Annotated in this window: 15 protein-coding genes; 9 read left to right on the top strand and 6 right to left on the bottom strand. The window is 68.9% G+C overall.

Annotated features, from left to right (window positions below):
• Nucleotides 1-477: 477 nt before the first annotated feature.
• Nucleotides 478-1392 carry a M20/M25/M40 family metallo-hydrolase gene (locus P7A99_RS18750; protein WP_277795278.1) on the bottom strand — a complete coding sequence of 305 codons (915 nt, stop codon included), beginning with the start codon at nucleotides 1390-1392 and terminating at the stop codon, nucleotides 478-480.
• Nucleotides 1393-1505: 113 nt separating this feature from the next.
• Nucleotides 1506-2141: a hypothetical protein gene (locus P7A99_RS18745; RefSeq protein ID WP_277795277.1), complete on the bottom strand. Its 636-nt coding sequence runs from the start codon at nucleotides 2139-2141 to the stop codon at nucleotides 1506-1508.
• Between the two features lie 182 nt (nucleotides 2142-2323).
• Here P7A99_RS18745 and P7A99_RS18740 point away from each other — a divergent pair, with 182 nt between their 5' ends.
• From P7A99_RS18740 to P7A99_RS18725, 4 genes are read left to right on the top strand one after another with little or no spacing between them, the layout of a single operon-like run.
• Nucleotides 2324-2560: a BolA family protein gene (locus P7A99_RS18740; protein WP_101712499.1), complete on the top strand. Its 237-nt coding sequence runs from the start codon at nucleotides 2324-2326 to the stop codon at nucleotides 2558-2560.
• Nucleotides 2561-2566: 6 nt separating this feature from the next.
• Nucleotides 2567-3457, top strand: a complete 891-nt coding sequence (locus tag P7A99_RS18735) for an aldo/keto reductase (protein WP_277795276.1) — start codon at nucleotides 2567-2569, stop codon at nucleotides 3455-3457.
• A 53-nt stretch (nucleotides 3458-3510) separates the two neighbouring features.
• Nucleotides 3511-3852: a Grx4 family monothiol glutaredoxin gene (gene grxD, locus P7A99_RS18730; RefSeq protein ID WP_101718826.1), complete on the top strand. Its 342-nt coding sequence runs from the start codon at nucleotides 3511-3513 to the stop codon at nucleotides 3850-3852.
• 4 nt (nucleotides 3853-3856) lie between these two features.
• Complete coding sequence (locus tag P7A99_RS18725) at nucleotides 3857-4276, top strand: acyl-CoA thioesterase (RefSeq protein ID WP_277795275.1); 420 nt, start codon at nucleotides 3857-3859, stop codon at nucleotides 4274-4276.
• Here the strand turns inward: P7A99_RS18725 and P7A99_RS18720 are convergent, their stop codons facing one another.
• Nucleotides 4277-4654, bottom strand: a complete 378-nt coding sequence (locus tag P7A99_RS18720) for a hypothetical protein (protein WP_277795274.1) — start codon at nucleotides 4652-4654, stop codon at nucleotides 4277-4279. It abuts the gene before it with no gap.
• Nucleotides 4655-4707: 53 nt separating this feature from the next.
• Here P7A99_RS18720 and P7A99_RS18715 point away from each other — a divergent pair, with 53 nt between their 5' ends.
• Both P7A99_RS18715 and P7A99_RS18710 read left to right on the top strand, forming a co-directional pair.
• On the top strand, nucleotides 4708-5844 hold the full coding sequence (locus P7A99_RS18715) for a serine hydrolase domain-containing protein (protein WP_277795273.1): 1137 nt from the start codon (nucleotides 4708-4710) through the stop codon (nucleotides 5842-5844).
• Entirely contained in the window at nucleotides 5845-6147 is a 303-nt protein-coding gene (locus P7A99_RS18710) for a hypothetical protein (RefSeq protein WP_277795272.1), read from the top strand.
• A 9-nt stretch (nucleotides 6148-6156) separates the two neighbouring features.
• On the opposite strand, the gene P7A99_RS18705 is transcribed toward P7A99_RS18710, so the two are convergent.
• A complete protein-coding gene (locus P7A99_RS18705) occupies nucleotides 6157-7071 on the bottom strand; it encodes an EamA family transporter (protein ID WP_277795271.1) in 915 nt (304 codons plus the stop codon).
• A gap of 84 nt (nucleotides 7072-7155) precedes the next feature.
• On the opposite strand from P7A99_RS18705, the gene P7A99_RS18700 reads away from it, so the two are divergent.
• Both P7A99_RS18700 and P7A99_RS18695 read left to right on the top strand, forming a co-directional pair.
• The gene (locus P7A99_RS18700) at nucleotides 7156-7638 is read left to right on the top strand and encodes an Lrp/AsnC family transcriptional regulator (protein WP_277795270.1); all 483 of its coding nucleotides are present in this window, start codon (nucleotides 7156-7158) and stop codon (nucleotides 7636-7638) included.
• Nucleotides 7639-7732: 94 nt separating this feature from the next.
• Nucleotides 7733-8164 (top strand): hypothetical protein, encoded by a 432-nt coding sequence (locus P7A99_RS18695; protein WP_277795269.1) that lies wholly within the window; start codon nucleotides 7733-7735, stop codon nucleotides 8162-8164.
• On the opposite strand, the gene P7A99_RS18690 is transcribed toward P7A99_RS18695, so the two are convergent.
• Nucleotides 8161-9333, bottom strand: coding sequence for a sialidase family protein (locus P7A99_RS18690; protein WP_277795268.1), 1173 nt, complete (start codon nucleotides 9331-9333; stop codon nucleotides 8161-8163). The genes P7A99_RS18695 and P7A99_RS18690 overlap by 4 nt on opposite strands.
• A 161-nt stretch (nucleotides 9334-9494) precedes the next feature.
• Between P7A99_RS18690 and P7A99_RS18685 the strand changes: the two genes are divergently transcribed.
• Nucleotides 9495-10805, top strand: a complete 1311-nt coding sequence (locus P7A99_RS18685; RefSeq protein WP_277795267.1) for a cation:proton antiporter — start codon at nucleotides 9495-9497, stop codon at nucleotides 10803-10805.
• Nucleotides 10806-10865: 60 nt separating this feature from the next.
• Here the strand turns inward: P7A99_RS18685 and htpX are convergent, their stop codons facing one another.
• Complete coding sequence (gene htpX, locus P7A99_RS18680) at nucleotides 10866-11798, bottom strand: zinc metalloprotease HtpX (protein WP_277795266.1); 933 nt, start codon at nucleotides 11796-11798, stop codon at nucleotides 10866-10868.
• Nucleotides 11799-11807: the final 9 nt, after the last annotated feature.

Here is an 11807-nt window from a genome sequence, read left to right as displayed (position 1 = left end):
GCGGAGCGGTCGACGAAGCCGAAACGCTAAAACAAATCACGGTCTCCGGGCTCCGCCCGGCCGCTCCGCGCCTCCCCGACCTAACGCGTGCGAACGCGGGAGACCGCGAACCCGCGCCCAACCTCAAGGAACCTCCCCCTGTGGGGGAGGCGATCGCGCAGCGATCGGTGGGGGGTGCGATCACGAAACCAGCCACCACCTCGAAAGCTGAAACCGTCCCCCCACCGGCCTTCGGCCGCCTCCCCACGGGGGGAGGTTCGTCGCGCAAGATCCTCCCCCTGAAGGGGGAGGTGGCCCGAAGGGCCGGAGGGGGAAGTGTCTGATGAGGTCGACGCGCCCTGAACAGCAACAATCCCTTCCCCCTCAGTCGGCGGAGTTTATCCTCGGGCCGGCCTTTGGCCGGACCCGGGGCCGACAGCTCCCCCTTCAGGGGGAGCATCTGGGAGGACGGGCCGGAGGAGAACGGCTTCAGACGCCCTAACGCGCCACGTCCCCCAGCCGCTCGTCGAAGGCTCGCGTCGCCTGGATCACCGTCGCCACCGAGGCCTGGAAGAACGCCTGCGGGATGGTTTCGAAGTCGTCGGTGGGCTGGTGGTACTCGGGGTGATCCTCGACCCCGAAATAGACCCACGGCACGCCCTTCTCGGCGAAGGCCCCGTGGTCGGACTGCGTGGTCCAGTTGCTTTCCTTGCCCTCGGCGTCGGTGTCGTGGCCCAGCTTCAGCTTGACCGGCGCGGTCCTGGCCACCGCCTCGAGGATCGGCTTCAGGGCCGGCTGGGGCGCGGCCCCCGCGGCATAGAGCTCGCCCTTGGCGTTCTTGCTCAGCATGTCGAAATTGACGTTCAGCCCGATGGCCGACAGCGGAATGGGCGGCTGGGCCACGAAGGCCTTGGCGCCGCGCAGACCGCCCTCCTCGGCGTCAAGCGCCACGATCAGCACGTCATGCTTCGGCGGCTTTACCTTGAAGGCCTCGGCCACCGCCAGCAGACCCGCCACGCCCGAGGCGTTGTCGTCGGCGCCGTTGTAGATCTGGCCGTTCTTCACCCCGACATGGTCGTAGTGGGCGGTGACCACCAGAGCCTTGCCGTCCGGGGCCCTCCCCTTGATGCGGGCCACCAGATTGACGCCGGTGATCGTCGTCCCGTCCTTGCGGGTGAAGCGGAACGGCTGCTCGAAGCCTTCTCCGATCGGAGCCAGGCCGATCAGCTTGAAGCGCTCGAGGATATAGGTCCGCGCCAACTGCGATCCCGGCGTACCCGGCGCCCTTCCCTGCATGGCGTCGGCCGACAGGGTCTTCACATCGTCCAGGGCCAGGTCGCCGGGACCGGCCAGGGCGGGCGCGGCGAGGCCGGCCAGGACGGCGGCCGCGACAGCAGCAAGGGTCATACGCATCGAAACTTTCCCGTTTCGCCCGGCGGAGCGCGCCAAGGGCGCTGTTTCACGGTTTGAGCATCCGGACCTTATCTGCGCAACCACAGCGCGCCGCCCCGGCGGCCTGGCGGCGCCTATCGGGGCGTCGGCGCGAAATCGTCGGGCCGCGCTTCTCGGATCCAACGCCACGCGTTCGCCGCCTGGTCTCTGGATGGCTTGCCCACCTTGGCCGCCGCGAAAAGCGCCTCGCGACTCTCGGCCTCGCACTCGCCATTCGAGTCGCGCCTCTTCAGCCCCGGATGAAGCGGGCGCTTGCCGTCGCCGCCCGCCGCAACGTGCTGCTCGCAGGTGACCGCCCAGAAGTAGAGAGCGGTCACGCGTCCTTCCGCGTCGAAGTTCGTGGGCTCCACACCGGCGTAAGTGTTGGGCGAACCCTCATTCTGATTGACGCGCCATTGCAGCACCGCCGGATCGCCACCGGCCAGCAGCACGGTTTGCGGCGCCCAGGTCCAACGCTCCTTGCGGCGCTCAAGCGCCAGATACTCTGCGCCGCGGATCAGCAGGATGTCGCATCCGCGCCAAAGCCTGAGCGGGCGATCGGCCTGGGGGCGACACGCCTCGCCTGCGGCATCGACCCACAGGCCCTGCCGCAGTTCGGGCGCGCCACGCGCGTCGTCAGGACCGAACCAAGGCCCTTCGGACACGACCAGCGCGCACCCGCTCAACATGGTTGAGGCCGCCGCCGCAAACACGGCTCCAGACCAGCGCATCACGCCACCTCACGAAAGATTCACGGATGCGTGATTGGTACGTGAAATCGCGTTATCGTCAAGCGTGCTCAGTGACGCCAACTCGCCTTTCCGGCGATTGCTTCCTGCCGCGACGCCCGCCATATGCGCGATCTTAAGGTTTACGGGGCATACAGCCCCTTCGAGGATCGGAGAATCCGCCCATGCCCATGTCGCCCGACGTGCTCGAAGCCCGCCTGAACGCGGCCTTCCCGGATTCCGAGATCGTGCTGACCGACCTCGCCGGCGACGGCGATCACTACAAGGCGCGCATCGTCTCGCCCGCCTTCCGCGGCCTCAATCGCGTCAAGCAGCACCAGATGGTCAACCGCGCCCTGGCCGACGTTCTGGGCGGCGAGCTGCACGCCCTGGCGCTCGAAACCGCGGCTCCGGCGGAGTAACGCACCTTGCGCTATCGTCCTTTCGGCAAGGCGGGCATGGCGATCTCGGCGGTGACGCTGCGGCTCGCCGACCATCCGCGCATGAGCGGCAAGGACTGGCGCAACCTGATCTTCACGGCGCTGGAAGCAGGCATCAACAGCTTCGAGGTCCACGGTTCGTCCAACGCCCTTCTGGAGGGCGTGGGCGAGTCGCTGACCACGATCGAGCGGCGGCTGCTGTTCGTGGGATGGCGCCTGCGCAGCGGCGGCGAGCTGCTGAGCGCCCAGGCGATCCACGACCTGGTGGACGTGGCCGTCGAACGCTGCGGCCTGTCCTATGTCGACCTCGTGACCGTCGACGACCCCGGCTCGGCCTTCCCGCCGAACGCGATGGCCGCGCTGCTGGGCCTGCGCCAGTCGGGGCTGATCCAGTCTCTCGGGCTGGCTAGCCGCGGCGAGAGCCAGGACCGTCACCTGGCCGGCGGCGTGTTCGACGCCCTGGCCGCGCCGTTCAACATCTCGTCCGGCTGGGCCGAGCGCAACCGCATCCGCAGCGCCGTCACCCGCGACGTGGCCGTGATCGGCGAGGACTTCTGGCCACAGAGCATCCGCGAGCGCGAAGCCAAGCCGATCTTCAAGAAGCCCTCGCTCTGGCGCCGCCGCACCGATCCGCTGACCAATCTCGGCGGCTACGACTTTCTCGACAGCACCACCGGCTGGACCGGCCAGGAACTGTGCCTCGGCTACGCCCTGACCGAACCCTCCCTGGCCACGGTGCAGGTGATCACCACCAAGCGCGACAAGCTGGAGGCCCTGGCCGCCGTGGTCGAGCGCGACCTGCCGACCGGCTGCGCCGCCCAGATCGAGATGGCGCGGTTTTCGGCCGAACAGGCCGCCGGAACCAAGCGCCGCGCTTGACCAGGGGCCTTCCGGCGCCTAGCTGAGGGGTTACCGCCAAGGAATGCCTCCCCATGACTGAAGTCGCCGCCTCCCCCGCCCTCGAGTTCATCGCCAAGACGGTGGCCGAACACCCCGTCGTGCTGTTCATGAAGGGCGTGCCCGACCAGCCGCGCTGCGGCTTCTCGTCGGTGGCCGTGCAGATCCTCGACCACCTGGGCGTCGAGTTCGTCGGCGTCGACGTGCTGCAGGACGACGAACTGCGTCAGGGCATCAAGACCTTCACCGACTGGCCGACCATTCCCCAGCTCTATGTGAAGGGCGAGTTCGTCGGCGGCAGCGACATCGTCCGCGAGATGTTCCAGTCGGGCGAACTGAAGTCGTTCCTGATCGAACAGGGCGTCATCTCGGCCTGACCGGGTGAGCCGCCTCTTCGTCCCGCCCGCGGACGCCTTCCCCCTGACCTTCGAGCCGAAGGCGTCGGACATCGACGCCAACGGCCACGTCAACAACGTGGTCTATCTGGGCTGGGCCCAGGACCTGGCGATCGCGCATTGGGAAGCCTGGGCCTCGGAAGAGGAGCGGGCTCCCTGGAGCTGGGTCGCCCGCCGCCACGAGATCGACTACCGCCGCGAACTGCTGCCGCACGAGGTCGCCACCGGCTACACGTGGGTGGGCGAGCTGAAGGGCCCGCGCTTCGAGCGCTATGTCCGCATCGACGGCCCCGACGGCGAGATGTGCGCCCAGAGCCGCACCGACTGGGTGCTGATCGACATCGCCGCCAAGCGTCCCGCCCGGGTGCTGCCCTGGATGGTCGAGCGCTTCACGCCCAAGGGGTGATCAGCCCTTCCCGAGCGGATTGAGCAGCCGCACGGCCGTCGCGCCCGCGATCCCAAGCTCGGTCCAGCTGAACGTGACCTCCGCCTCGCCCGGCGCGGCGGCCTTGCAGGCCTCCAGACGTCGACGGGCGAAGGCCAGGTCGGGGATCTTATGGGCCCGATCGACGAAGAACCGCAGGTCCTCCTTGCGCAGGCAGCCCCGCGACGACAGGCGGATGACCAGGCCGTCGGTCTCGGCGCGAGCGCCCAGCAGCGGCTCCAGCTCCCCATACAGCTCCGGATCGCCCGGCAGCAGGCGCGGCGGGCGCGACGGAACGGTCGCGCATCCTGAAAGCAGCAGCCCGGCCAGCAGCAAGCGGCGGTTGAAAATGACGCCCATGGGCTCCAAGGTCGCCCGGCGCGAGGGTGCGCGCAACCGTGGGGCCTCTGGAAATGCGTGGAAAGTCTCTGGCATGGGCGGCCGCCGCCTTGTGCTTGGCCGCCGGGTCGGCGCACGCCGAAAATCACAAACTCGACGCCGAAGTCGCCCGGCTGATGGCCCTCGGCAAGGTCCCCGGCGTGGCCGTGGCGCTGATCGAGGACGGCAAGGTGGCGCATGTGACCGCACAGGGCGTGCGCAACGAGAAGGGCGATCCCCTCAAGCCCCAGACGGTGATGTACGCCGCCTCGATCACCAAGGCGGTGTTCGCCTACTACGTCATGATGCTGGTCGACGAGGGCAGACTCGACCTCGACACGCCGATCGCGACCTACCTTCCCAAGCCCCTGCCCGACTACAAGGCCTATGCCGACCTTGCCGGCGACGAGCGCTGGCGCAAGATCACGCCGCGCATCCTGCTCACCCACTCGGCGGGCTTTCCGAACTTCCGCTGGCTGAACCCCGACGAGAAGCTCGACATCAAGTTCGAGCCCGGCAGCCGCTACGCCTATGCGGGCGAGGGCATCAACCTGATGCAGTTCGTCATCGAGCAGGGCCTCGGGATCAAGGTCGGCGCCGACATGGACGGGCGGCTGTTCCAGCCCCTGGGCATGAGCCGCTCGGGCATGGTCTGGCGCGACGACTTCGCCCCCGACATCGCCGACGGCCGCGAGGAAGGCGGCAAATGGCAGCCGCACGACGACCGCTCCAGCGTCAAGGCCGCCGGCTCGCTCGACACCACCATCGACGACATGGGCAGGCTGGCGGCGGCCATGGCCGGCGGCTGGGGGCTGTCGAAGAAGGCCCGCGCCGAGTTCGCCCGGGGCGCCCTGCCGATCGTCTCGCGCTCGGAATTCCCGACCTTCACCGAGGAGACCAACTCCGACAACGCCAATATCAAGCTGGCGGCCGGCGTCGGCGTCGTCACCTTCGAGGGACCGCAGGGCCGGGCCTTCTTCAAGGGCGGCCACAACGACATCACCGACAACATGCTTGTCTGCGTCGAGAAGCGCCGGCGCTGCGTGGTGATCCTGACCAACAGCGGTGACGGCCAGCGGATATTCCCCTCGCTGGTCAAGGCGGCGTTGGGCGAGACCGGCATGCCCTGGGCCTGGGAATACAGCCGCCTGACACCGGTCGAGGCGCCCTGAATGCGAATGTGCGTCTACGTGGCCCTGGTCGCCGGCCTTTCACTCGCGGCCTGCGGGCCGACCTACCTCGCGGACGACCGGGCCCGGACCATCGCGTGCCCGGACGAGGACCCCGTCACCCTGCGCCCCACCGACCGCGGCCGGCGTGTCGTCGTCGAGCACCGCGGACGCACGGCCGTGCTGAGCTTCCGCCACGGCCTTGGTCCCGGCGACGCCTATGCTGGCGGTGAAACTCGGATGCGGGTCGATCCCGAGGTGTTCGTCAGCGACCTGGAGGGCCGCGATATCGGCCCCTGCCACTGACCTCGAGCCTCAGGCCCCAGGCCGTTCCAGCGCCTCGGGATCCTCGACCACGGCGTTCTCGGGCGTGGTCGTCAGGATGGCGCCGGCCGAGGCGGCGACGATGCAGGCGATGGCGGCCCACTGCTGCAGCGACAGGTGCTCGGACAGCACCAGCAGGCCGGCTATGGCGCCGATCGCCGGCTCGACGCTGAGCATGACCCCGAAGGTGCGCTTGGGGATGCGCTTGAGGGCGACCATCTCCAGCGAATAGGGCACGGCGCTGGAGCAGACGGCGACCACCAGGCCCAGCAGCATCAGGTGCGGGTCGAGCAGGGTCGCGCCGGCCGAGGCGACGCCGAACGGCACGACGATAAGGGCCGCGACGCTCATGCCCATGGCCACCGAGCGGCCGCCGTGCAGATGGCCGATACGCTTGCCGGCGATGATGTAGAGCGCCCAGCAGACGGCCGCCGCCAGGGCGCAACCCACGCCGACCGGATCGAGCGCCGGCCCGCCCAGCTTCAGAGGCAGCAGCAGCAGCAGGCCGAACGCGGCCAGACCGATGCACAGGAAGTGGCTGACCTTGCGCGCATGCAACAGCGACAGGGTCAGCGGGCCGAGGAACTCGATGGCGATGGCCACGCCCAGCGGAATGGTCCGCAGCGCCATATAGAAGCAGAGGTTCATCACCCCGGTCGCCGCGCCATAGAACGCGACGCCGAGAAGATCCTGGCGCGTCAGGCGGAACCGCCACGGCCGCCACAGCAGCAGCAGCAGTACGGCCGCGAAGCCGACGCGATAGGCCGAGACACCCTGGGCGCCCACCGCCGGGAACAGGGTCTTGGCGAAGGACGTGCCGCCGGCCAGCGTCACCATGCCGCCGAACAGGGCCGCATAGGGCAACAGCGCGTCGAGCGCGGGACGGCGGATGGCGGCGGCGGACATGAGCGCAACCTAATACCGGATGCCTGGCGCTTCTCGCCGAAATTCGTCGTATACCGCCCAAAACAGGCGAGATAGGCAGGCCAGATGACGAAATCCGTCACCCTCGACAACTTCGACCGCCGGCTGCTGGAACTGGTCCGCCGCGACAATCTCGAACCGGCCCGCAGCCTAGCCGAAAAGGTGGGCCTGTCGGAAAGCGCGGTGCTGCGCCGCCTGCGGCGTCTGCGCAAGGAAGGCGTGATCGTCGCCGACGTCGCCATCGTCGATCCTGCGCGTCTCAACGCCGGCCTGACCATGCATGTCTTAGTGCAGATGGAGCGCGAAGGCAGCGCCATCTACAACGCCTTCGCCGCCGGGGTGGCGGCCCGCAAGGAGGTGCTCAGCGCCTGGCACGTCACCGGCAGCACCGACTTCGTCCTGCTGGTCACCGTACCGACCATGGAGGCCTACGAGGCTTTCACCAACGAGGTTCTGAACGACGACCGCCGGGTGCGCTCGTTCACCACCCTGGTCGGCATCCGCGAGATCGTCCGGCAGGACCCCTCGCGCGCACCGCTGGTGCAGTAATCCCAAAGGTGGAATGCGCGGCTCAGCGCTCGCAAAGATTGTTGACGTCTGCTCACTCACCTGTCGAAATCCTTTGAAAATGGGAGGACGCGACATGAGGGCTCAGGTCATCCTGATCGGACTGGCGATGTCATTGGCGGCCGGCGGCGCCGTGGCGTCGAACTGGCACTGGGCCAAGGCCTCCACCCGGGAAGAGGCCATGCGTCTGGCCACCGACAAGGCCCAGGCCAAGGCCAAGCGCAGAGGCACCTGCTTCAAGCCGGCCGTCAGGGTCGACGACTGCCAGGCGACCGCCGACGGCTTCCGCTGTCGCGCCGACAGCGCCTCGGACTTGCGGGCCTGCGGGGTGCGCGTCGGCTGGGTGTATGAGCCCCCCTTGCCGCCGACCCGGGTCCGGACGCAGCCCCTCAGCCACGGCTACGAGCCGCAGTGGACCCAGCCGTCCCCCTACATGAGCTACTCGCCCTATGCGTCGACGACCCGGGAGCTCGATCAGTTCCCGCCGCCGACGGCGGTGAGACCCTAGCGTCCGACCTCCAGCGCCGGCAGCGGCACGCGGGTGACCTGCACGTCCTCCTTGTTGGCCGCGTAGCCGACCCACAGGGCGCCGTTCCAGACCACGCTCTTGGGATAGTGATAGCCCGGCCGCTTGTACTGCCCAGCGAACCGCAGTGGCTGCAGGTCTCCTTGGCCGCGCAGGCGGAAGCTGCGGTCGAAGGTCTTGCCATCCGGCGACAGCGTCACCGCCAGCGGCAGCCGCGGCCGGTCGCTGTTGGGCGCGTTGACCAGATAGGCCGTCCCATCCGGCAAGTTGCCGGCGCTCTGCTTGGCGCGGGCGTCGGGCATGGCGGTCAGGACGGGCGTTGTCCACGAGACGCCTCGGTCGCAGCTTTCCGACGCCAGCTGGCGGAAGCTCAGCTCCTCGTCGCGGAACACCATCACGGCGCAGCCGTCGGCGCGGCGAAACAGGCTGGGCTCGATCTCGCGGCTGAGACGGCGCTCGTGGGCGGCCGCCGCGCCGGTGGCGTCACGCGGCAGGTTCTCCATCCGCCCCTGCGTCCAGCCCGCGACGCCCAGCGGATCGTCAGTGAAGAACGGCTTGGCGATCATGCCGGGACGCAGGTGGAAGGCGGTCATCAACCGGCCGTCGATGCGGTGGGGATCCTGCTCGATCACCCCCTCGACCGGCGCGCCGTCGGCGCCCGTCACGCGCCGGGGCCCGCTCCAGGTCACGCCGTCGCGGCTGGTGCGATACTCGGCGTATCCGCCCGCCCCCGACTGGAAACCGTCCGGCCAGACATTGGCGTAGGCGACCAGCGTCTCGCCGTTCGTCCACCAGCCGCCGCTGGAGCGCATCACCCCGCCCTGGCCGGCGGGTGCCAGCACCTTGGGCGCGCTCCAGGTGCGGCCGTCGTCGCTGACGGCCCAGGCGACCCAGGTGTCGGCGGAGTCTTCGTCGCGGGCCGAGCTCTGCCACTGGGCGTAGAGGCGGCCCTTGAAGGGGATCAGCACCACGCCGTTGCTGAACTTGTCGGAGCCTTCGCTCGGCGCGAACACGGTGAAGGTCTCGGCTCCCGGCGCAGCGGCGAGGCCCAGGTCCGGCTCGCCGGCGCGAAACAGGCCGGGCGCGACGGCATAGGGCGTGGCGCCCGCCGAAAGGGCCAGCGCGCTCGCCGCCAGGATCGCGATCATCATGTTTCCTCCCCGCCTTTGCGCGGCGCTTTTCCCCACCCTCCACAGGGAACGGTAACATTCAACTTTGACAACGTTGTCCAGAACATCGTTCGCTGTTAGCTTCGGGCCAAGGGATGAAACGTGATCGCGCTAAGCGCGGCGAGTGACGGGGGGATGGCCGAATGACGCCGGCTGAATTGAGCGTTGTCTTTTTCCTGCAGATGGCCGTGATCATCGCGGTCTGTCGCGCCACCGGCTGGCTGGTGAAGCGCTTCTTCGACCAGCCCCAGGTGGTGGGCGAGATGATCGCCGGCGTGCTGCTGGGGCCGTCGCTGTTCGGCCTGCTGGCGCCGGACCTGCAGCACATGCTGTTCCCCAAGGAAAGCAAGGCCGTGCTCTATGTCGGCGCGCAGATGGGCGTTGGCCTCTACATGTTCATCGTCGGCCTGGGCTTCCGCGCCGACCACTTCAAGAGCAACGCCAAGAGCGCGGCGGCGGTATCGCTGTCGGGCATGGCCGCGCCGTTCCTGGTGGCGGTCGCCATCGCTCCCTGGCTGCTGAGCCAGGGCCTGTTCGGCAAGGGCATCGACACCTTCCAGGCGGCCCTGTTCATGGGCGCGGCGATCTCGATCACCGCCTTCCCGATGCTGGCCCGGATCATCCACGAGCGCGGCCTGTCCAAGACCCCGCTGGGCACCCTGTCGCTGTCGGCCGGGGCCATCGACGACGCCGGCGCCTGGTCGGTGCTGGCCATTGTGCTGGCAACCTTCGGCGGCGGAGCGGGTGTGGCGATCAAGGCCATCGTCGGCGGCCTGGCCTTCGTGGTCTTCATGCTGACCATCGGCCGCAAGCTGCTGGCCCCGCTGGGGCGCTGGGCCGAGCGCGAGGGCAAGGTCAGCCCGTCGCTGCTGGGCGTCGTGGTCATGCTGTTCATGCTCAGCGCCTGGGCGATGGACGCGGCCGGCATCCACGCCGTGTTCGGCGGCTTCATCCTGGGCACGGTGCTGCCGCGCGGCGTCCTGACCCGCGAGATCAAGAAGCAGCTGGAACCGTTCGCGGTCGTGCTGCTGCTGCCGATGTTCTTCACCTTCTCGGGCCTTCACACCCAGCTGACCATGGTCAACAGCCTGGGGCTGGTCGCTGTCACCCTGGTGATCCTGGCCGGCTCGATCCTGGCCAAGGGCGGGGCCTGCTGGGCGGCCGCGCGCCTCACCGGGCAGGACAACGCCACGGCCATGGGCATCGGCGCCCTGATGAACGCCCGCGGCCTGATGGAGCTGATCATCATCAACATCGGCCTGCAGAAGGGCATCATCGGCCCGGCGCTGTTCTCGATGCTGGTGCTGATGGCCATCATCACCACCCTGATGGCCTCGCCGCTGTTCGAGCTGGTCTATGGCCGCAAGGCGCGCGAGAGCGGCCAGCTGGGCGCCCTGAACGAGGACGAGGACGAAGACCTCATCCACGCCAGCGCCCCAGCGCCGGCCCGCTAGCAACCAGCGCCATCGGCGAGAGAAAAAAGGCGGCGGGAGATCCCGCCGCCTTCGTCGTTTCTAGCTCCAGGGCCCGGGCCGACGACTGGGACCGCTGACCGGCACGGCGGTCTCGAGCCGCGCCCTCGTCCCCTGCCCGATCGCCAGCCGCATAAGGGCCTCGATCCGGTTGTGGGTCGTCGGGTGGGTCGAGAACAGGTTGTCGGCGCCGCGACCGGCCAGCGGGTTGATGATGAACATGTGGGCCGTAGCCGGATTGCGCTCGGCCTCGTGATTGACCACGCCGCCGCGGGCATAGGCGTCGATCTTCTCCAGCGCGCGGGCCAGGCCCCGGTTGTCGCCGGCGATCTGCGCGCCCACCCGGTCGGCCTCGTACTCGCGCGAGCGGCTGATGGCCATCTGCACCAGCATGGCAGCGATCGGGGCCAGGATGGCCAGGGCGATGGCCCCGATGATTCCGCCCGGACGCTCGTCGTCCTCGCGCGAACCTCCGAAAAAGAAGGCGAAGTTGGCCAGGGCCGAGATCGCGCCGGCGATGGTCGCCGTCACGGTCATGGTCAGGGTGTCGCGGTTCTTCACGTGGGCCAGTTCGTGGGCCATGACGCCGCGGATCTCGTCGCGGTCGAGCATGGCCAGCAGGCCCGTGGTGGCGGCGACGGCGGCGTTCTGCGGGTTACGGCCCGTGGCGAAGGCGTTGGGCTGGTCGCTGTCGATGATGCAGACCCGCGGCATGGGCAGACCGGCCCGCTGCGCCAGATCGGCCACGTCGCGGGCGTAGTTCCTGACCAGCGGCTTGGGATGGCTCTCGTCGACCTCGACCGCGCCATAGGCCTTCAGCACGATCTTGTCGGCGTTCCAGTACGAGAAGACGTTCATGCCGGCGGCCAGCACGAAGGCGATCAGCATGCCGGTCGGGCCGCCGATCATGTAGCCGGCCCCGACGAACAGGGCCGTCAGGCCGGCCAGCAGGGCGAAGGTCTTGAAGTGGTTCATGGTCCTCTT

This window comes from Caulobacter endophyticus (genome assembly GCF_029543245.1).
Lineage (GTDB): Bacteria > Pseudomonadota > Alphaproteobacteria > Caulobacterales > Caulobacteraceae > Caulobacter > Caulobacter endophyticus_A.
The sequence above is the reverse complement of the archived record's forward strand: the minus strand, read 5'-3'. Positions and strand labels throughout refer to the sequence as shown.